This window comes from Pantanalinema rosaneae CENA516, from assembly GCF_050753385.1.
Taxonomy (GTDB): domain Bacteria; phylum Cyanobacteriota; class Cyanobacteriia; order Leptolyngbyales; family Leptolyngbyaceae; genus Pantanalinema; species Pantanalinema rosaneae.
This window is the reverse complement of record NZ_JBLZFZ010000090.1, coordinates 1-20,894: the sequence shown is the minus strand read 5'-3', so window position 1 is coordinate 20,894 and position 20,894 is coordinate 1. Positions and strand designations below refer to the sequence as shown.

Here is a 20,894-nt window from a genome sequence, read left to right as displayed (position 1 = left end):
AGATGTGTATAAGAGACAGCCTCTGCCCCATCCCCCCACAAAACAGCGATAATAGGGAAAACCACTGCAATATCTCAGCCTATGGAAGCGTTTGCTCCCACTCCACCCGACTGGACTGAACCAGCCATTCATGCTCAAGAGTTTTGCTGCCCCAGTTGTCGATCGTCCAGTCAGGCGGCTCAACGGGTCTGGGTAAATCGCCGATCGCCCGTCTTTACCGAAGATCACCGGAAAAAATGGCAGGAATTTTATTTATGTGAATGTGGCAAAGCCTGGTGGGCATGGAGTAATCAGCGTCCGCCCTCCGAACTGGCGCAACAGGAACGGGAGTTACCACCCCCACCACCCCTGCGTCCCTTCTTTAATCCGTTTGATGAATAAACTAGCCGACTGAAATCCCTCGTTGGGCTTGGCGTTCCTGAATGCGTGCCAAACTGCCGACTGGGATTGCCGCAATCAGGTGACGCGTGTAATCCCGTTGCGGTTCTCGGTAAAGCTGTTCCGCCGGGGCAATTTCCTCGATCTGACCTTTGTTCATCACCACAATGCGATCGCTCATGAATTTGACCACACTCAGATCATGGGAAATGAAGATGTAAGTCAGCGCAAACTCTTGCTGTAACTCTTTCAGCAAGTTCAATACCTGTGCCTGCACCGACACATCCAGCGCCGAGACAGACTCATCACAGATAATAAACTTCGGCTTTAACGCTAGCGCTCTGGCAATACAAATCCGTTGCCGTTGTCCGCCCGAAAACTCATGGGGATAGCGATTCATCGCGGCGGCATTTAGCCCAACCCGTTCCAGTAAATAAGCCGCTTCCTCCCGTTGTAATTTGCGGGTAATTGGTTTTTTGTGGATCAGCATCGGTTCCATCACCGCTTCCCCGATCGTCATCCGGGCATCCAGAGAGCTAAAGGGATTCTGGAAGATAATTTGCATGTCCTGACGCAGCCGACGCAGCCGATCGGGGGACAGGGTGGTCAGATCCTGCCCTTCAAACATCACCTGCCCATCCAGCGGCTTGATTAATTGCAGCAACGTCCGAGCCAGGGTCGATTTACCACAGCCCGACTCCCCCACCAGTCCCAAAGTCTCACCAGGATAAACCTCAAAGCTGACATCATTCACCGCCATGAAGTAGCGTTTGGTCTGCCCAAATACGCCCCGAATCGGGAACCCCACCCGCAAATGATTCACAGAGACTAACGGGGTCTTCTCCTGAAGTTCAGCAAGCCGTTGGAGCTGTTCCGCCGGACTGACAATTTCTGCACCCTGGAGCGCCTGTTGCATGTCCGTCTGCTTTGCCTGGATGATCGGTCTGCCATCAGCTCCCGGTTCCACCTGCATAAAGTCCGCCACGGTGGGCAAGCGCCGCAACCGCCGTTCCAACTGAGGGCGACAGGTCAGCAACCCTTTGGTATAGGGATGCTGGGGATTGGAGAACACATCCCACACCGACCCCGCTTCGACAATTTCCCCCTGGTACATCACCACAACCGCATCGGCAATTTCCGCGATGATGCCCAGGTCATGGGTAATGAACATAATCGACATGCCCCGCCGATCGCGTAGATCCCGCAGCAAATCCAGAATCGTTGCCTGGACGGTGACATCTAAAGCCGTTGTCGGTTCATCAGCAATCAGTAATGCTGGATCACAGGCGATCGCCATGGCAATCATCACCCGTTGCATTTGCCCACCCGACAGTTCATGCGGATAACGCTCTAAAAAATTGTATTTATGCCGCTCGACCTGCCGCAGATCATTCGGGTAAAGCTGTTTCAGTTCCTCGTCACTCGGTAATAATTTCACCTCCTGTAACCGCGCGATCGCTTCTTGCTGTGCCCCTGCTTTAGAAATGCGTTTGTGCAGACAGATTGCTTCTACCAACTGAAACCCGATCGTATAGACCGGGTTCAGGGAACTCATCGGTTCCTGGAAGATCATCGAGATTCTGCCACCCCGATAGTTCTCCAACTGGCGACTGGGCAGCTTCAGCAGATCAATCGCTTCCCCTGGCGCATCCGGTTCCCGGAATAACACCTGCCCATGGGTGATTCTGCCTGGGGCAGGCACTAAGCCCATGACGGCTAAGGCGGTGACTGATTTACCTGACCCCGATTCACCGACAATCCCGATCGTTTGTCCACGTTTCACTTCAAACGACACACCATTCACCGCCTGGACAAGCTGGCTATCCGTTTGAAATTGCACTTCCAGGTGACTAACTTGCAGAACCGTCTCGCTCATGGGGGTTAGGAAGAAAACATTTCTTGGATCTTAACAGTCTGCACTCCTGCGATCGTCGTCAGCAACACAGTCTTTGCTAACCAATTAAACTCTGAAGCCCCCTAAATTCAGACATTCAGGGGCTTTAACAGTAGCCCGATCGGGCATTCCCCCAACCACCATGATTAGAGGATCGACCGCGATCGGCTTAGAGCATTGCCAACTCTCCAGCAACTTCCAGACGGGCAACCTCGCTAATATTGGCAAAGGATTCGACCAGCGTTTCCGACACCGATGGACTGATCCAGCCCATTTGTTTCAGGATATGAATGGCAACCGCATGTTTCGCGCGTTTCGCTCCATCCATGACTTTGATCGCCAGTCCCAATCCTTCACCCAGCCGCCCAATACACTGAATCCCCTCAGCTCCAGCTTTACTGACCAATTCCCCTTCCGTCAGCCGCATCAGCTCGGTGTCAAATTCACCTTCAGCCGCCACCAGATTAGGGTGATGGATCATAGATCGGGCAATTCGCTCTAGATCGAGGCTATTCCCCGAAGCCAGGTGAGCATACAGCACTGCCATTTGCCCCAGTTGCAGGAAATAGGTAGGAGCGCCGCAATCGTCACGGGCACTGATAAACTCCACTCCCGGCATTCGCAGCAGTTCCGCCACTTTTTGCAAAATTAGTTCCTGCACTGGGTGGTTGCGTTGGAGATACCCTGATAGCGGCCAATTGCGCTGCTGGCATACCGCCAACATCCCCGCATGTTTACCCGAGCAGTTATATTCCAGGGGACTGCGTTTGCCAACTGGAGTTGGACATTGCAGTGCCGTGGGATCAATATCAGCCCGCCATAAAATATTAAATACCTGTCGTACCTGTTCAATCTCGCCCTTGTGGGAGCTACAAATGATTGCCAGGTCACGATCGGTCAATCCATAGCGCTCTAACGTTCCAGTCGTCGTTACAGCTAACGCCTGAAACGGCTTGAGCGCCGATCGCACAAAAGTGGCAGTCTCGGCACTGCCCGCCACCAGCAACGTCCTGCCTCGGTTATCACAAACAACCGCTTGCACCTCGTGCTTGGATTCGATAATGCCTTCTCGCAGCAGCCTGACTTCCAGTTCTGCGGAATTTGTCCGTCTTCCTCGTGATGATGTCATGGGTAAGACTCTAGCATCAGACGGGAACGACAGCACACCAAAGTAACCAGTTTTAGTAAAAAGGTTTTGATTTCCAGAACATTATACAAACTGCCACAGGACAATCCCACTCAGGATCAGCAGGGCGAGAATGCCAAACGTTTTGTGTAATCGTTTCAAAATCGGTTGCACTTGATAGGTGGTAATCAGCCGATCCTGGGTCAACACTTCCAGCGGTTTAGACCAGGCTTGCCCGTCATACCAGCCCGATTCTTCGTAAAACACCGTAGCATTCGAGAGCCGCGAATGAATATAAAACCAGCCTAAATACAGCCGTACCAGAGCCAGGATCACAAATAAAGTTGCTCCTGCCCCTCCCAGCAGCACGAACTGAGCCGGATGTTTGGCTGGAGCAAAACTGGTCGCCGCTACGGGTCCTGCGATCGCCCAACTCCATACCCAAACCCAGACGATCGCTTTCACATAGGGAATGGGGGGTAACGTTGCCCAGCGGAAAAACCAGGATTCTTGTAAATCCCGGTATTCATTCAAGGGTTGCTGCTCTAAGGGCACCGGACACACAGACGGCGACGGTTTCCTCAGGGTGTCATCGGGTAACAAGCGGACACACTCCAATAGACTTATTTGTCAGTATAGACAACGAACGCCGAGAATGCTGCCGCCTACCGACCTATGGAATTGGATAACCAGCATTGGCGATCGCGGTTTTCACTGTTCCTTCCGGTTGAGCCGTCTCCACTTTGACCCACTTCGTTTTGGGGTCTGCCTCAACCGTGGCATTGGGATCAACTGCCATCACTGCCTGCGTAATCTTCTCTGCACAGGCAGAACATGCCATACTGGGAACTTTAAATTCTAATGCCATCATTCACACCTGAACGCTTTCTCGGAACACTATAGCGAGTTTGCCAATAAAAAGCCCCTCATCAGCGATCGCCGTCGAGGAGCCAAGTTACATCAAGCACTGGATTGTCATGCCCTGAGCCAGAGTGGCACGAGAAAAAACCTAAGCGTCGTCGTCCTCCATCCGGGCAACGGTAACCGCACAAAAGGCAAAGGCAGCAATCAGCGGCATTGGCGAGGACAGAACATACATCAATATGACTGCCAACACAGCACTGAAAACGGATGCCCAGCACCAAACGCGCTCTTCGTAACACAGACCTTTTTCTGCCTTAATTGCTCGCAATACCTGGGTGGGGATCGGCACTGGCATAACTGCGTTAGGAGGAAACGCCCAGTAGCGAGAGCGTTCCAAGAACCAATCGGTCCAGCCATTGGCAGTACACCAATCTTCAATCCATTGAGTCGAGTAGTGATTCATGTCTGAGCTACGAGTAGAAATGCGCTAATTCCAGTAGGGTGAATGAACTAAATGCCGTCAGACACTAAGCCTTTGACAACAAAGCAAAAATCCTGCTCTCGATCAGCACTCGCTGAAGCAGACCTGATTCAGAATTGAAAATTCTTGTGTTTCTTGAAGGTATCAGAGCAACTCTATCTTTGACCGGGAAGGACAATAAAGTTTACGCGATCGCCGGGTTCTGCAAAACTTTGCAATGATGCCCTGCAAGGAGTGTCAAGAATTTGTTACAAATTAGCCATCTTGTTACTGATGCTAGTTCGCTGAAATGCCCTACATAAGTTCATTCTGGCAGATATCGGCAGAATCTCATGTTCCCTGAGTCAGGAATCTGGGCATGTTAACAACAGACTTTTGACAGACTATTTGCAGTGTTGCCAAAAGTGCAGTGAACCACGATCGTTTGGGAACCATGCTGGCAAGAGTTTGGAGTGCATCACTGGTTGGCATTGATGCGATCAAAGTTGGGGTAGAAGTAGACATTGCCGGAGGCTTACCGGGCATTGTGGTTGTGGGTCTACCGTCTCAGGAAGTGCAGGAATCGAAAGAGCGCGTCAAAGCGGCGCTAAAGAATGCGGGCTATGCGTTTCCGATGCGAAAAATTGTGGTGAATCTGGCTCCTGCCGATCTCCGCAAGGAGGGACCGAGCTTTGATTTACCGATCAGTGTAGGCATCCTGGCGGCATCGGAGCAGGTGAGTGCCGATCTATTAGACGAGTATTTATTCTTAGGAGAAGTGTCCCTGGATGGTAGTTTACGTCCGGTCGCTGGGGTGCTGGCGATCGCGGCTGCCGCCAAACGGTTAGGGATTACCGGATTAGTCGTTCCAGCAGATAATGCCCAGGAAGCGGCAGTGGTGAAAGGGCTGAAGGTATTTGGGTTCAAGCATTTATCGGATGTTGGCAATTTTCTCTGTGCCCCGGAGCAATACATTGCCGCTCAAATCGACGGACGGGAAGTGCTGTCCCAAACCCAGTTCACGGGAGCCGATCTGCGGGATGTGAAAGGACAGGCCCATGCGCGACGAGCCTTGGAGATTGCAGCAGCGGGAGGTCATAACCTAATATTTGTCGGCCCACCGGGTAGTGGGAAAACCATGTTGGCACGACGATTACCAGGAATATTACCACCATTATCATTTGAGGAAGCTTTGGAGGTGACACAAATTCACTCCGTTGCCGGATTACTCAAAAATAAAGGCTCACTGGTAACCACCCGCCCCTTTCGGAGCCCTCATCACTCTGCCTCCGGTCCCTCTTTAGTCGGAGGTGGCAGTTTTCCGCGTCCGGGTGAAATTTCTTTAGCCCATCGCGGCATCCTGTTTTTAGACGAACTAACGGAATTTAAACGGGATGTGTTGGAATTTCTACGGCAACCGTTGGAAGATGGGCATGTCAGTATTTCCAGAACCCGCCAGTCGGTATCGTTTCCGGCTCAGTTTACCTTGATTGCCAGCACCAATCCCTGCCCCTGTGGATATTACGGCGACACCATCCAGCCCTGTACCTGCACACCTCGATCGCGGGAGCAGTATTGGGCAAGGCTCTCTGGGCCGCTGATGGATCGAATTGATTTGCAAGTCGGTGTGAATCGACTGAAACCCGAGGAAATTACTCAGCAACCGATGGGGGAAGCCTCTGAGCCAGTCCGGGAACGGGTACAAATTGCCCGCGATCGGGCTCGGACTCGCTTTCAGGACACCACCTTGCGGTGTAATGCCGAGATGCAAAGCCGTCACCTGCGGCAATGGTGTCAGTTGGACGATGCGGCACGTACCTTGCTAGAAGCCGCTATTCGTAAATTGGGGCTTTCTGTCCGAGCCAGCGATCGCATCCTCAAGGTGGCTCGCACCATTGCCGATCTGGCAGGGGATGAAGACCTCAAGCCGCAATATGTTGCTGAGGCTATTCAGTATCGGACGATCGACAGAATGCAGTAAAACCAGAGCATCAGGGGTATCTTTAGAGTTCTGAGCATGACTGAGTTTGGCAGGCTCAGGCATTCTGACCACTTCACTCGGGCTGCCAGCATCTCTCTACGATTTCATGCCGGATGTAGCACAACATGCCTAAATTTACACTGGCGCGGTTTTTCTTCCTGGCAGCCCTGGTTATGGCAGCGAATGTCCTGGGTTATGCGGTGGCAGCGTCATTGTTTATGAGCCAGGAGGGGGCTGAGTCAATCCCCGTGTTTTATCTTGTCCTGGGACTGTTATCGATTCCGATCTCGATCGGCTTTTCCAAAATTATCGATCGCATCGAACGTACCCAATTATTCCAGTATTTCCTGCTAGGTGCGTTGGTTTGGATGGGTCTGCTCTATAGCCTGATCAACCTGGAAAACCTGCCCACCTACTACAGCATTTACGTCAGCACCAGTTTGATCGATTTACAGATCAGTGTACTGTTCTGGACGTTAGTTTCTGACTATTTCACGACGCTGGAATTAGAACGCCACACCCCTTTTCTGGCAATGGGCATGACCTCCGGTGGCTTGGTGGGAGGAGTGCTGGTACGGCTGCTGACAGAACAAGTCCCCACCCGGGATTTGCTCTTAGGACTACCGATGCTATATAGCGTCATGATTGCCGTCGTATGGAGCATTCACCGATCGGATACCGCGATCGCCACCCATCATGCCAAGGAAGCCGATGCCCAATGGCTGAGTAGTTTGAGAACTTTTCCTAAATTACTCTCCCGCTATCCCATTATTCTGCTGCTCGCTACCAGTACCGCCCTATCAGTGCAGCTTTGGGGCATGAGCGAACTTCAGTTTTTTACCATCTACTCCCAGGAATTTGTTGAACAGGAAAACTTAACTGGATTCCTCGGCTTACTCAGTGCCGTGTTTGGTGCCCTGGAATTGGGCGTTACCTACTTTGTTACCCGACCGTTAATTCGGGAGTGGGGCGTGAGTCGGATGAATCTGGTGTATCCATTAACGACCCTGATCAGTTTTTTAGGACTCACCTTAAACTTCCGCTTACCAACGGCGATCATCGTCAATCTCAACTACGAAACAATCTATAGCAGCATTGCCCAACCCGTCCAAAACCTGAACTACACCGCTATTCCCCATCGGTTTGCCGGACGAGTGCGGGTGATTATTGATGGACTCCTATATCCCACCTGTCAGGCTCTAACCGGCGGTTTGTTACTGGCACAGCAAGCCTTCTTTAGCCCCTTTGAAATGGCAGTGAGTGGCGTATTGCTGAGTAGCGCCTTTTTAGTGGTTGGGTATCTAACGAGCAAAAGTTACCTGCGATCGATGTTAGAACGATTACGATCGGGATCGCTGGATTTGGATGACATTCGGGATAATTTAGTCCAACTGCCTGACTCTTACACCATAGAAGTCAGTGAACTGTTAACCAGTAATGACCCCAGTGCCCAAATCCTGGGCTTAGAACTGGCAGCCCGCTTAAAGAATCCCAGCCAATTTTTGGCAGAGATTCAGACCCTGTTGTTGCAAGCCAATGCCGAGGTGCAAGAGGCAGTCGTGCGGTTTTTGGCAACTGGCAACCATCCCGATTTTTATCGCTATTTACAAGTGCAACTGGTATCAGACAGTGCAGCAGTACGAGAAACCGTGTTAGAAACCTTGATCGCCATGCAGCGATCGCTCTCCAATATTCAACTCTGTTTCTTCCTGGAAGATCCCAGTCCTGGTGTGCAGGCATTGGCCTGTGTCGCCGCGTGGCAACATAGCCCGATGGATGCCTCCGTCCAGGTGGCTTATGAGCAAGCGTGGCAAACCTTTCGGACTGGCTCTGAGGCAGTGGGTCGAAGGGCTCGCCAAACGATGATCCGAGGCATTCGCAGAATCGGCGATCGCCAGTTAATTCCGTTACTGAAAGAAGTGTTGGTCGGAGCCAGTGCTGTCGTCAAGCAAGCGGGATTGGAAACCTTAGCCACCTTAGCCACTCCCGAAGATCGGACGCTGGAGGTACTTGCCACCCATGAGTTAGAACACGACGATCCCCAGGTACGGGCGGCGGCGATCAATTTACTGCGGGTGCTGCAAGCGGAAGATGCCCTGGTGCTACTGGTGAGTAGGTTGGAAGACCCCAGTGCGATCGTCCGCCAGTCGGCAATTACCGCGATCGCTAGCTATGGAGAAGTAGCATTAGCACTGGTGCAGGGTTACTTAGGGGACTCCCGACCGGACGTGGTGGAAGCGGCGATCGCGGCGATCGGACAGATTCAGACCCGTCGGGCAGAGGATCTGTTATTGCAGCACTTACAGCCGGACTACCGCCGCTTAACCCGCACCCTACGCTGGCAGGAGCAAATTCCCACGACCGATCTCTATTGGCAACCCCTGGTGATGGCACTCCAGGATGTCCACGATCGCCTGCTCCGCCGAGTTTTAAGCGTCCTCTCTGCATTGGGACATGCCCAACTGTTACAGGGAATGCACCAGCGTTTATATTCCGTCGATCGCCGACAGCGATTGCATGCGGTGGAAACCCTGGCATCCCTAGAACAGCGTCGGTTTGTCCAACCTATCCTGCCATTATTAGAGTTGATTGCTAGAGAGCCGTGGCAACCTGAATTATCCAGCCATCGCCCCACCGAGGGAACCCTAACGCCCAGCCAAGCGACGCTGTTACTCGAAATTTTGGAATGCGACGATCGCTGGATCCGGATTGGGGCAGTCATGACGTTGGCAGCGGAGCATTATCCCATTCCCGTTAAAGCGATGACGGACGATGATTTTTTGGTCAAAACCGTTGCCCAAACCGCCGCTCAATTTTCCCCCTTTCAGTCCAATCCGGAGGAACTGCTCTTGAGTCGTCTGTTTTTCCTTAAGCAGATTTCTATTCTGCAAAACCTACCCCTCGATGATCTCCTACAAATCGATCGCACGTTGAAAGAACAGGACTTTCTCAAAGGCGAGGTGATTTTTAAGGAGGGCAGCTATGGCGAAGACTTTTATCTGATTTACCGGGGCGAAGTGCAGATTCTTAAACAAGTGAAACCACACCATGCCAATGTCTCACAGCGAGATTATCGCCTCCTGAGTGCAGCCCAACGCCAACTCGCCCGTCTACAACCCGGAGAGTTCTTTGGCGATATGGAATTTTTTGATCAACTGCCGCGATCGACGACGGCAATTGCGGTCACAGATTGCACTCTGCTGGCACTGAACAAAAGTGACTTTTATAACCTGATTACCCAACGTCCAGAAGTGCCCCTGCAAATGTGTCGCGTGTTGAGTCTACGGGTGCGGGAAGCGAATCGACAGTTAGAGGATTAGACTTTGGCATTCAAGCCAATCAAATACCGGATGCTGGCCACCAGTTGTTTCAACGGCACCGGCTTCGAGAGATAGTCATTGGCTCCCGCCGCGATACATCGTTCACGATCGCCCGACATGGCTAATGCGGTCAAGGCAATGATGGGAATTTTGGCTAACATTGGTTCTGCCCGAATCTGACGAATCGCTGCCAACCCATCCATTTTCGGCATTTGAATATCCATCAGGATTAGATCTGGGCAGGTCGCTTGAGCCACTGTGAATGCTTCTTCGCCATTACTCGCAAACAGCAGGTGGTAGCCCCGACTACTGAGATAGCTGGACATCGTTGCCACATTGGCGGGATTATCCTCAACCAATAAAATTCGTTGGGCAGATGGGGAAGCGGTGGCAGGGCTTAAGTCTACCGGACGGGGATCTGGCTGGGTCGCCTGATTTGACTGGGTCGTTAAGGTCGCTGGCAGGGGTACAGGTTGCGACTCATAGTGATAGGGTAGCCGCACCGTAAAACAACTGCCTTCGCCCACCTGGCTGGTGACGGTGACGCTACCGTGATGGAGTTCCGTCAGGCGACGTACCAAGGATAATCCCAATCCGGTGCCGTTGTATTGCCGATTCAGACTGCTATCAATCTGGACAAAAGACTGAAACAGCCGATCGAGATGTTCTGGAGCAATGCCAATGCCAGTATCGGCGATCGACAACAGTAAAAACGTTTGTTCCGGCTGAAACTCTGTCTGCACAATCAATTTGGCACTGCCACCACCGGGGGTAAATTTAACCGCATTGTTCAGGAGGTTAATGAGCACCTGACGCATCCGCCGTTCATCCACCAGAATTTTGGGCAGTCCGGTAGGAATTTCGGCACTGAGTTGAATCTGTTTCTGAGCCGCCTGTTGCCGCACAAATGCCAAACTTGACTGACAAAGATAATCAACCGCGATCGGAGTGAGTTGTAATTCCAACGTACCCGACTCAACTTTGGCTAAATCGAGGATATCGTTGATTAATTCTAAAAGATGTTGACCACTACTTTCGATCGTTTTAATGGCACGTTTTTGCCGATCGTTGAGTGTGCCAAAAATCTCATCCTGTACCCCCTCTGCCATCCCTAAAATGGCATTGAGAGGAGTCCGTAATTCATGGCTCATATTGGCAAGAAATTCATCTTTGAGGCGAGTAGCGCGTGCCAATTCCGCATTGGATAGGATTAATTGTTCGTTGGTTTGGCGAATCTGTTCTTCAACTTGCTTTTGTGCTGTAATATCCCGACATACACAAATTAATTCACCACTTTCCGTCAGGGTTAATGATAAGCCTTCGGTAAATGTTGTGCCATCTTGGCGGACTGCGATCGCTTCTCCCTGCCAATGACGCTGTTCCCACAGGATCGGAAACACTTCTCGTTGGAATCGATCTAATTCAGCCGCCGCATATAATACTTGCCAACTTTGACCAATCAACTCCTCTGGATGTTGATAGCCAAATAGAGCCAAATGCGCCTGATTCAAATAGGTATAGGTATCTCCCGTTAAGATCGCAATGCCATCAATTGCGGCTTCGATCGCTGCCAATTGTTGTTTCAGGGTTTCTTCCACCGCTTTGCGATCGGTAATGTCTTTTAAAAAGCAATAATGTCCATCCAACTGTCCATTCGCAGCCAACGATAAAACCATCGTCACCTGTTTATAAAATACCGAGCCATCTTTCCGCAGTCCTCGTGTTTCTGTTTCGACTCTACCCGTTGCCAACATCGTTTGATAAGCTACCACCATCGCCGGAATATCATCGGGATACACTGTTTTTTGCCAATTCATGCCCAACATTTCGGTGGGCTGATAGCCACAAATCTGGGCATAGGCAGAGTTGACAGATACATAACACCCATGCGGATCGAGATAGGCAATACCTTCCATGGCATTCTGCATGGCTTTGTTGAGTGACTCGACCTCCAGTTCCATCTGTTTACGATCGCTGATATCAGCCAAATATCCAACAAGCTCTACAGGATGACCCTGGGGATCACAAATCAGTCGCATTTCATCCCGTACCCAATGGTAATTGCCATTGCGATGTAAAAATCGATATTCATGAATGGCATGTTTTTGCTTAAACAGATTAGGTAAATCAGCCAATAAATGAGGTAAATCGTCAGGATGAACATGATCGAGCCAAAAACTGGAATCTTTCAAAAAATCCAGCGGCTCATATCCCAATAAATTCTGCACATTCTCGCTGATAAAAGTTGTGCCATAATCGCGCGATGTTTCACAGGTAAAAATGATGGCTGGGCTGGAAGCGAGTAAAAACTGTAAGCGTTCTTTAAGTAATTGCGCTTTTAGCTCTGCCCATTTACGGGCGGTAATATCTGTGCGAATGGCTAAATATTGCCAGGGTTTACCTGTCTGATCCAAAAACGGCACGATCGTTGTATCCACCCAATAATAAGTGCGATCTTTCGCCCGATTCTGAATCTCTCCTCGCCAGGTTTTGCCGCTACTAATCGTCTGCCAGATTTCAGCAAAAAATTCCTTTGAATGATACCCGGCATTAACTAACTGATGGGTTTCACCAATGAGTTCTTCAGAAGAATATTTAGAAATCTCACAAAATCGATCGTTGACACAGGTAATTACGCCTTGAGCATCGGTAATCGCCACGATCGCAGCTTGATCTAACGCATATTTGAAACTCGATAATTCCTGTAATGTTCGACTTAACTCTTCATCCGCTTGCTTACGATCGCTAACATCTTCAATCAAGTGGATCATTGCCGCCGGTCGGGCAAAATTATCGAGAATTAAGGCACTGGTAAAGTTTACCCAAATTCGTTCTCCACGTTGGGAAACAAGTTGTTCCTCAAATGACAGAACAGGCAAGGTTTGCTCTAATAATTGCTCAATTTGCTCAACCCGTCGCTGTTGCCGAGAGACGGCAAAAAAGTCTTGCACAAAACACTGAAGTAACTCAGATTCTGGATACCCAATAATCTGGGTCAGGCTGGAATTTACCCGCGTCAGCCGTCCCTCCAAATCGGATAAGGCAATCCCGATCGGACTTTGTTCAAAAATATGCCGGAACCGTTCTTCACTTTGCTGAAGTTCGATCGTCCGTTGGGTAACGCGGCTTTCTAACTCCTGGTTAAGTTGTTGTAGAGCGGCTTCCGCCTGTTGGCGTTCGGCTTCACTCCGCTTGCGATCGGTGATATCGCGCACAATTACCAACACTTCATTATCACTACAAACCACGATTCGCACTTCTTCCGTCCGCACCTCATCGTCGATCTCAATCTCCTGGTCATAGAGTTGCAGATCGCCGGTTTGCAAAGCTTGCTGGATATACCCCATCCGGCGTTGCGCCAGATCAAAAGGTAGCCCCTGCTCGAAAATTGTTTTACCGACAATTTCACCGCTGCCGAATACTTTAAACGTATTAGTGGAGAAAAAGTCTAGATAAATCCCCTCCCCCGACATCCGCATAATTAAATCTGGCAGGGCACTAATTAAGGCGCGATGTTTGGCTTCACTCTGCTTTAAGGCAATTTCCACCTGTTGGCGTTCGGCTTCACTCCGCTTGCGATCGGTAATATCGCGAATAATCACCAAAACATCGGTTTGCGTCAGTGGACTGATTCGTACCTCTTCATAACACCACTGACCATCGATCTCGATCTGCTGCTCATAGGTTTGAAGCGTACCAGTGACTAACGCTTGTTCAGCGTAATACAGTCGTTCAGCCGCTAAGTCCTCCGGTAACACATCATGAACAGAGGGGCGGCTCGTCGGCTCCGGCGGCAGCACAACCTGCACCGAGCTACCACTTAACATACTTTGATAGGTTCCCTGTCGATCCATCCGAATTAGGAGATCAGGGATAGCCTGGATAATCGCCCGATTAGTGGCTTCACTTTGTTGGAGAGCCAACTCTGCTCGGTGCCGTTCCGCTAACTCCAAATGCATCCGTTGGGCACAATCAGCTACCTGCTCGGAGAACACTGCCGACTTCTGACCACCCGCCTCTAAAGGCTCGGCTAACGTCTCTCCTGACTGACCTGAGGACAATGCTTGCAGCAACGCCGCCTGGGTGACAATCCCCAGTAATTCCCCCCGATCGCCTGTCACGACCACCTGACTCCCCTGAGACTGTTGCATCAATGCCTGCACCATCCAGACCGCATCATCCGGATGCACCGACCCAACCAGGGTTTGCATCAATACTCGGGCAGGAGTCTGTTGCCAATCCCAGCCCAACACCTGCCCCCGCACCAAATCCTGTGCCGTCACAATCCCGATCGGCAGGAGGTCGCCAACGGCGGTCGCGATCGCAGTCTCGCTCTCAGCTACCTGCTTCGCCACAATCACGATCGCATCGACAGCATGATTCACCATCAACTGAGCCATTTCCTGCATGGAAGTCTCTGAAGAGCCATACATGACCTCAGCCGTCATCATCTCCGCAACTTTTAGCATTGAGGCATTAGCAGGCATAAATTCACGGTAGGTAAATTGCCATCACGCTTCCCTTAATATGCCCATTTCCAGGAAGCAGAATTGCCGTGTCGGCGCAATTAATTCCTTTCCTGAACCGTTAAAAGTTATGTGTGAGGAATCCGTCAATTACCGAGAAACAACGGAGCACCAGCCGTAAATTTCCCGACTACCCCACTCGTTTATTACAAACAGTTACATAGTTGGCATCACGCTGCTAGATCGCGGCAGGAACTATCAACTCGCTCAAATCAAGGCTCTAGCCCAACGGTTGACTGAGTTGGGCGACGATCGCAAGTACGGCAATTTGCTGATCCAGTCCTGCGTTGCCCTGAAAATCCACTGAAATGCCCAATGCCAATGACTGCGAGATATCTGGATGCCAATCCTCATCCCAGCCCTGAAGATACAAGAACCGTAAGTGTTCTTTGGATCAGGGTAATGGTAATCATGGCGGCATCAACCTCGTTCTCGCAATCCTTAGCCCATCGGCAGCATCTCTATCGGCTCTGGAATGGTCAAGGCTACTCAATGCTGCGGGATTGTTACTACGAAGATGCTCTCACCTGTTTTAATTACGCGATCGCCCTTGACCCCGACCAAGCCGACAGTTGGTACGGACGCGGACAAGCCTTAACCCATTTGGGCTGTTATCGGGAGGCATTTAGTTGCTTTCATACCGCCCTCGAATTTGAGCCTCAGCACTGTCAAGCCTGGGCATGGCAAGCCAGGATGCTGTTTTATCTCAACCAGTATCCCGCCGCTCTAGACAGTTGCAATCAAGCCCTACATCTGCAACCGCATGATGCTGAAACCTGGATCCTGCGAGGCACAGTTTTACAAAACTTGGGACAGCCTGATGCTGCCTATGCCAGCTATGAGCAAGCGCTGACACTGCAAAGCCGCCCCAGGTTGCCAGAGGCCATCCAACACTCCCTACAACGGATTTGGCAACGATTTCTGCCATTCACCCAGCGATCGCACCCGCCAGGACGATCGTCAGAATTCGCCTCAACCCACCAATCCGATTCCAATGGCTGGGCAACCACGATGACCTACTCAGCAATGCTCATCAGTCTCCTGATGCTGCTGCAATTAATCCAAATCTTCCAGCCCAACCACAACCGCTTAGGGCAATCTCAGTGGCAAACCACCGCCATACTATGGATTCAGAACCAGACCGCTTGCCAGGAAAGCGGTCGCGATTGGCAGAATGGCATCTGCTGGGAACCAATCCAATAGCTACTCCTGGAGACACCAGCCCTCCGGTTGACCGATGATCTCCCCCAGCCGCCATGCGCTAGTTTGGGGTATGGTATGGTGGCATCGGTTCTGGCATCCAGTGTGCCGACTCGAGATCCCTCTTCGTGTCCGACTCCTCACTATGGCAAAATCCTTTCGCTTTCTCCGTTCTCCCTGGTTAGATGTATTGGCGATCGCGGCTTGGGGCTGCTTATTTCTCTACTATTGGCTGACGGGTAGATTGTACCTGCTGATCCATCCCAACTATATGGGACTCACGGTTGTCGCTGGGATTGTGTTATTGCTGATCAGTGGCTTCCGAGCCGTCACCCTCTGGCAGCGATCGCGCCGTCGTCAGCCCAATATCGCTCCTGCCCAACATCTAACCCTATTTCCCCCCGGTTTAAGTAGTACCTTCCTGTTAGCCACTGCCATTGTGGGGTTGGTGATTACGCCCCGCGCCTTTGCCAGCCAAACGGCGATTCAACGTGGGGTGACAGACACAATGACCATGACCCGGGTGAAACCGCAAGCATTTCGCGCCTCGAATAAGTCCGAAGATAAGTCGATTATTGATTGGGTCAGAACCTTAAGTTTGTATCCCGAACCCGATGCCTACAATGGTCAGAAAGCCAGAGTACAGGGCTTTGTAATTCATTCCCCTGAGTTTCCAGACCAGTATTTGCTAATTTCGCGCTTTGTGATCACCTGTTGTGCGGCGGATGTATATCCCGTCAGCCTTCCGGTGAAATTAACTCAAAGTCGGAATGCTTACAAGCCAGATACCTGGTTTGAAGTTGAAGGGGAGATGGTGACTGAAACCCTGGCAGACAAACGACAATTAGCGATCGCGGCTACTAGCCTGAAACCTATCCCTGAGCCGAAGAATCCCTATGACTACTAAGTAAAATTGCCTCTTCTGATTTCAACTCAAAGAATATTTACGCCCTCAGTGATTTTTCGTACTGGTATTTAGTGAGTCGCAGAGTAAATTAGTATAGCTGTGAAGTAGGATGCGACTAATCTGGTTCTCGCTACGTGAAGGAGATGCCACTGAGACTACTACCCCGTTGGAGCTTGCGGTTGCCCAGGCAAATCTCGTTACGAACCATCCTGGTGGTTCCGTTTGTAGTGTTGATTTTCCTGGTTGTGGGGTTAACCGGCTATCTAGCGTTTTTGAATGGGCAGAGAACGGTAAACGCTTTGGCAGGTCAGTTGCAGGAGGAAGTCAGTGCCCGGATTGAGCAACATTTGACGAGCTATCTCTCTAGCCCAGTGCAGATTAATCAACTGAATCTGGCAGCCACGGAACTGGAATTGCTCAATCTGGCTGATTTTGATCGCGCGGGCAAATTTTTTTGGAAGCAGATGCAGGTGTTTCCGGTCAGCTACATCTCGTACTGTAGTGTGGATGGTAAGTTTATTGGCATCGAGCGGACGGATACGGGACAGTTACAGTGGGTAGAAATCACCGATCCCAGCACGAACCAAGTTTCTTCCTATGAAACCGATGAGCGGGGTAATCGCAGCACCTTTGTAGAATCACGAGACTGGAACCCCCAGGAAGAAGTTTGGTATACCGAACCAATTCAACAAAAAAAGCCCCTGTGGAGCGAAATTTATCTCTGGGAAGATAAACCAGAGATTATGTCGATCTCTGCCAGTTATCCCGTATATGACACGGATCGATCGCTGCAAGGGGTGCTGAGCGTTGATTTGATCCTGTCTCAAATTGGGCAGTACCTCAGTAACAGTCGAGTCAGTCAATCTGGTATGACGTTTGTGTTGGAGCGTAGTGGGCTATTAGTCGCTACTTCTACCCAACAATCCCCCATTCAAATTAAAGACGGGACAGCCCACCGGATTGCCGCGATCGATAGCTCTAATTCCGTCGTGCAGGCAACCACCCAGCAGTTGATCCAAACCTTTGGTGATTTGCAGAAAATTCAAGCCAGCCAAGTGTTGCAAGTCATGGATCAGCAGTCGCGGTTGTATGTCCAGGTCAAACCGTTTACCGACCAATTAGGACTGAACTGGCTGATTGTGGTAGTCATCCCCGAAGCCGACGTAATGCGACAGGTGTATTACAACAATCGCCTCACCATCCTGCTATGTTTGCTGGCACTAGGAGTTGCGGTTCTCCTGGGGTTGCTGGCTTCGCATTGGGTGACTCGCCCGATTTTGCAATTGAGCCAAGCTGCCACTGCCCTATCCCAGGGCAAATGGAACCAACGTATCCCCAGCAGTCGCTTGCTAGAAGTCAGTCGGCTGGCACAGGCATTTCGAGAAATGGCAGGACAGTTACATCAATCCTTTGCCGAACTAGAGGATGCTAAGGCAAGCCTGGAAGCGCGGGTAGAGGAACGCATGACAGAGGTGCGCCAAACCAATCGCCAATTGCTGGAAGAAGTACGGGAACGGAAGCGATCGGAATCGGCGTTACGTCAGGCCGAGGAAAAATATCGCAGCATTGTAGAAAATGCCGTAGAAGGAATTTTTCAAACCTCTCCGGAAGGTCGTTATCTCAGTGCCAATCCGGCGTTAGCCCGTTTATATCGCTACGATTCGCCAGAGGAACTTATCGCCAGTGTGACGGATGTCGCCCAACAAATTTATGTGCAACCCACCCGACGGGCAGAGTTAACCGCTTACTTACAGCGATTTGACGAAGTCTCAGATTTTGAGTCGGAGGTGTATTGCCAGGATGGCAGCCGGATCTGGGTGGCGGAGAATGTCCGGGCGGTGAAAGATAAGCAAGGCAATATTCTCTACTATGAGGGGTCGGCCCGCGATATTACCGATCGCAAGCTGGCTGAAGAAGAACTACGCCGCCAACGCCAGCGCTCGGAACAATTGCTGTTGAATATTCTGCCGCAGCCGATCGCGGAACGCCTGAAGAAAGGACAACAGAAAATTGCCGATAGTTTTTCGGAAACCTCCGTGTTGTTTGCTGATATTGCTAACTTTACCGATCTATCCAGTCACATCTCTCCGACTGAATTGGTTGAATTATTGAATCAGATCTTTTCCGTGTTCGATCATTTAGTCGAAGAGTATGGATTAGAGAAAATTAAAACGATCGGGGATGCCTACATGGTAGTCAGTGGTTTACCCCATCCTCGCAAGGATCATGTGGAAGCGATCGCTGATATGGCGTTGGAAATGCAGCACGCGATCGCGGAAATTCGCACCCATGATAATGAGCCAATTTTGCTCCGGATCGGCATTAACACCGGGTCAGTAGTTGCTGGAGTGATTGGCATCCGGCGATTTATTTACGATCTGTGGGGCGATACCGTCAATGTTGCCAGTCGGATGGAATCCCACGGGGAAGCTGGTCGGATTCAAGTTACCCATGCGGTGTATGAGCGCCTTAAGGACAACTATGAATTTGATGCCAGAGGCGAAATTTCCGTCAAGGGCAAAGGCGACATGATGACCTATTGGCTCACGGGCAGGCAACCCCATTGGTCTGGTACAAGTCGGCAATCGAACACTGGCAAACGCAAACGCTATACTCAGCGAGATCCAGTGGTTTAAGCGCTTAGAATCCCAGAGAAGTCCCAAGCACCCGGCTGCGCCAGTAGGCGATCGTCAGCATGATCGCGAGCGCACCTAACCCAGACAGAGCTAAACTGCCATTCCCCTGCCCCGCCTGGAATCCTACAAACATCCAGGTAAACAGCGCCACCATTTCCACCAAACCCAACAGGACATCGCCCCAGGCATTTTGGCGTTGGCGAGCCAGTAAACCAGCTAGAGAAATCGGACGAGCGTTCCATAACCGCAAAGTGGCAGCCGATAGCGTTGCACCCAAAAAGACCAGCAGCGCCAGAAGCCAGGGTTCGCCCCGCACGATCAGAATCAAGAAAATGGGGGATAGGAGCAACCAGACTGGAATTAATGCGGCTAGTAATTTTAATTGTCGTAATTTGGTTCCTGGGGTAGGGGAGGATTTTAACAGGTCAGGAGCCTCTTCCCCGGAGACACAGATCAGCGTCAGTGCCGAGGTCAGATTGCCCCCAATCAGCGGAATTGCACTGGTAACAACTGTACTGAGATTCGCGATCGCCTGATGATTGCCCCGCAACACAATGACTAAAAATGGAATCAGAAACAGAATCGAGAGAAAGGTTTGGGAAATCAAATAGGGATTGCGTCCAATAATCCGCCACTCCTTCAGCAGCACAATCCGATTCAAGCCACTGATAAAGCGACTATCTCGAATCTGGCGCGATCGCGACTGTTTGACCGTGACCGATTGTTGAGTGCCGCTAATAAACGAGCGATGCAGGGCAACAACCGTCAACCAGGCTAACCCCCCACTCAGCAATAACGTCAGCAAAACGGCGGTAGGCTCAAAAAAAATTGCCTTGACGGGAAACCATAGCCAGCTTTGGGCATTGAACCACCTGTGATCTCCCAACCAGGTTTGTAAATCACCGATCGCCGTATCTGAATTAACCGGAGTGCCCTGAAGTAAGTTCGGCAACTGAAAGCCTAAAAACACCAGAGCTGCCAACATCGCTGTCAGAATCTGGGCAAAGGTACGGGCACGACGAGCGCCCAATAACCGCACCAACCAAATGGTCAGCAACATTGCCAAACTGGCGACGGTTAAACTTAACCCTACCAAGGCTGGATAAACGCCTAGCAATTCATACGCCCCGATCGCCAGGAATAGCAGACTAATTGGAGCGACAAATAAACTGATCCCCAGAAAAACCTTCAGTGCCACGCCCAGTAACCGACTGGCAAAAATCACTTGACTGGAAACCGGCGAGGACACCAGCAGATCCAGATCGCCGCGATCGAATAACGACGTGATACTGTTCTCCATTGCCACGGTAAACCCATAGAAAAAGGCAAACAGCCACAGCACCACTACCCCCCAAAATACTGGTTCTGGAACCGGATCGAGGGAAAATCGTTGCCCGATCCGTGATAACAATAGCCAGGAGACGATGAATGAGAATAGCAATAGAATCTCAATCACGATTAGGAATCCTAACAGGATCCACTTGCCTCGGAGTTCCCGCCACCAGAGACGCAGTTCATGCAGGAGTAACCAGGGAAGGGTGCCGACTTGCATAGCAGGGAATGGGGAGTGGGGAGTGGGGAGTCTGTCTCTTATACACATCT

At 50.9% G+C, this 20,894-nt stretch carries 14 protein-coding genes; 6 read left to right on the top strand and 8 right to left on the bottom strand.

Features of this window, described 5'->3' with window-relative positions:
• Positions 1-81: 81 nt before the first annotated feature.
• Positions 82-381 carry a hypothetical protein gene (locus ACN4EK_RS30120; protein ID WP_431662135.1) on the top strand — a complete coding sequence of 100 codons (300 nt, stop codon included), beginning with the start codon at positions 82-84 and terminating at the stop codon, positions 379-381.
• A 1-nt stretch (position 382) separates the two neighbouring features.
• On the opposite strand, the gene ACN4EK_RS30115 is transcribed toward ACN4EK_RS30120, so the two are convergent.
• From ACN4EK_RS30115 to ACN4EK_RS30095, 5 genes are all read right to left on the bottom strand, one after another.
• Complete coding sequence (locus ACN4EK_RS30115) at positions 383-2,254, bottom strand: ABC transporter ATP-binding protein (protein WP_431662134.1); 1,872 nt, start codon at positions 2,252-2,254, stop codon at positions 383-385.
• A 187-nt stretch (positions 2,255-2,441) separates the two neighbouring features.
• Entirely contained in the window at positions 2,442-3,401 is a 960-nt protein-coding gene (locus ACN4EK_RS30110; protein WP_431662133.1) for an asparaginase, read from the bottom strand.
• A gap of 81 nt (positions 3,402-3,482) precedes the next feature.
• The gene (locus ACN4EK_RS30105; RefSeq protein WP_431662132.1) at positions 3,483-4,001 is read right to left on the bottom strand and encodes a CGLD27 family protein; all 519 of its coding nucleotides are present in this window, start codon (positions 3,999-4,001) and stop codon (positions 3,483-3,485) included.
• 70 nt (positions 4,002-4,071) lie between these two features.
• Entirely contained in the window at positions 4,072-4,266 is a 195-nt protein-coding gene (locus ACN4EK_RS30100; protein ID WP_431662131.1) for a heavy-metal-associated domain-containing protein, read from the bottom strand.
• Between the two features lie 141 nt (positions 4,267-4,407).
• Positions 4,408-4,725, bottom strand: a complete 318-nt coding sequence (locus ACN4EK_RS30095; protein WP_431662130.1) for a slr1957 family protein — start codon at positions 4,723-4,725, stop codon at positions 4,408-4,410.
• Positions 4,726-5,152: 427 nt separating this feature from the next.
• Between ACN4EK_RS30095 and ACN4EK_RS30090 the strand changes: the two genes are divergently transcribed.
• Together ACN4EK_RS30090 and ACN4EK_RS30085 are read left to right on the top strand one after the other, a co-directional pair.
• The gene (locus tag ACN4EK_RS30090) at positions 5,153-6,703 is read left to right on the top strand and encodes a YifB family Mg chelatase-like AAA ATPase (protein WP_431662129.1); all 1,551 of its coding nucleotides are present in this window, start codon (positions 5,153-5,155) and stop codon (positions 6,701-6,703) included.
• 125 nt (positions 6,704-6,828) lie between these two features.
• Positions 6,829-10,023: a HEAT repeat domain-containing protein gene (locus tag ACN4EK_RS30085; RefSeq protein WP_431662128.1), complete on the top strand. Its 3,195-nt coding sequence runs from the start codon at positions 6,829-6,831 to the stop codon at positions 10,021-10,023.
• Here the strand turns inward: ACN4EK_RS30085 and ACN4EK_RS30080 are convergent.
• Together ACN4EK_RS30080 and ACN4EK_RS30075 are read right to left on the bottom strand one after the other, a co-directional pair.
• Entirely contained in the window at positions 10,020-14,492 is a 4,473-nt protein-coding gene (locus ACN4EK_RS30080) for a PAS domain S-box protein (protein ID WP_431662127.1), read from the bottom strand. The two genes, ACN4EK_RS30085 and ACN4EK_RS30080, sit on opposite strands and share 4 nt — an antisense overlap.
• A 277-nt stretch (positions 14,493-14,769) precedes the next feature.
• A complete protein-coding gene (locus tag ACN4EK_RS30075) occupies positions 14,770-14,922 on the bottom strand; it encodes a hypothetical protein (RefSeq protein ID WP_431662126.1) in 153 nt (50 codons plus the stop codon).
• Positions 14,923-14,960: 38 nt separating this feature from the next.
• Between ACN4EK_RS30075 and ACN4EK_RS30070 the strand changes: the two genes are divergently transcribed.
• The 3 genes from ACN4EK_RS30070 to ACN4EK_RS30060 all read left to right on the top strand — a co-directional run bounded on the left by ACN4EK_RS30070 (position 14,961) and on the right by ACN4EK_RS30060 (position 19,292).
• A complete protein-coding gene (locus ACN4EK_RS30070) occupies positions 14,961-15,752 on the top strand; it encodes a tetratricopeptide repeat protein (protein WP_431662125.1) in 792 nt (263 codons plus the stop codon).
• 142 nt (positions 15,753-15,894) lie between these two features.
• Positions 15,895-16,656 (top strand): TIGR03943 family putative permease subunit, encoded by a 762-nt coding sequence (locus ACN4EK_RS30065; protein WP_431662124.1) that lies wholly within the window; start codon positions 15,895-15,897, stop codon positions 16,654-16,656.
• A 143-nt stretch (positions 16,657-16,799) separates the two neighbouring features.
• On the top strand, positions 16,800-19,292 hold the full coding sequence (locus ACN4EK_RS30060; RefSeq protein WP_431662123.1) for an adenylate/guanylate cyclase domain-containing protein: 2,493 nt from the start codon (positions 16,800-16,802) through the stop codon (positions 19,290-19,292).
• Between the two features lie 4 nt (positions 19,293-19,296).
• On the opposite strand, the gene ACN4EK_RS30055 is transcribed toward ACN4EK_RS30060, so the two are convergent.
• A partial coding sequence (locus ACN4EK_RS30055; protein ID WP_431662122.1) for a hypothetical protein occupies positions 19,297-20,894 on the bottom strand: 1,598 nt, incomplete at its 5' end.

Coding starts and splice junctions, on each gene's coding strand:
- ACN4EK_RS30100 (WP_431662131.1), bottom strand. CDS start 4,266: ATGGCATTAGAATTTAAAGTTCCCAGTATGGCATGTTCTGCCTGTGCA.
- ACN4EK_RS30080 (WP_431662127.1), bottom strand. CDS start 14,492: ATGCTAAAAGTTGCGGAGATGATGACGGCTGAGGTCATGTATGGCTCT.
- ACN4EK_RS30120 (WP_431662135.1), top strand. CDS start 82: ATGGAAGCGTTTGCTCCCACTCCACCCGACTGGACTGAACCAGCCATT.
- ACN4EK_RS30110 (WP_431662133.1), bottom strand. CDS start 3,401: ATGACATCATCACGAGGAAGACGGACAAATTCCGCAGAACTGGAAGTC.
- ACN4EK_RS30085 (WP_431662128.1), top strand. CDS start 6,829: ATGCCTAAATTTACACTGGCGCGGTTTTTCTTCCTGGCAGCCCTGGTT.
- ACN4EK_RS30115 (WP_431662134.1), bottom strand. CDS start 2,254: ATGAGCGAGACGGTTCTGCAAGTTAGTCACCTGGAAGTGCAATTTCAA.
- ACN4EK_RS30070 (WP_431662125.1), top strand. CDS start 14,961: ATGGCGGCATCAACCTCGTTCTCGCAATCCTTAGCCCATCGGCAGCAT.
- ACN4EK_RS30065 (WP_431662124.1), top strand. CDS start 15,895: ATGGCAAAATCCTTTCGCTTTCTCCGTTCTCCCTGGTTAGATGTATTG.
- ACN4EK_RS30095 (WP_431662130.1), bottom strand. CDS start 4,725: ATGAATCACTACTCGACTCAATGGATTGAAGATTGGTGTACTGCCAAT.
- ACN4EK_RS30060 (WP_431662123.1), top strand. CDS start 16,800: ATGCCACTGAGACTACTACCCCGTTGGAGCTTGCGGTTGCCCAGGCAA.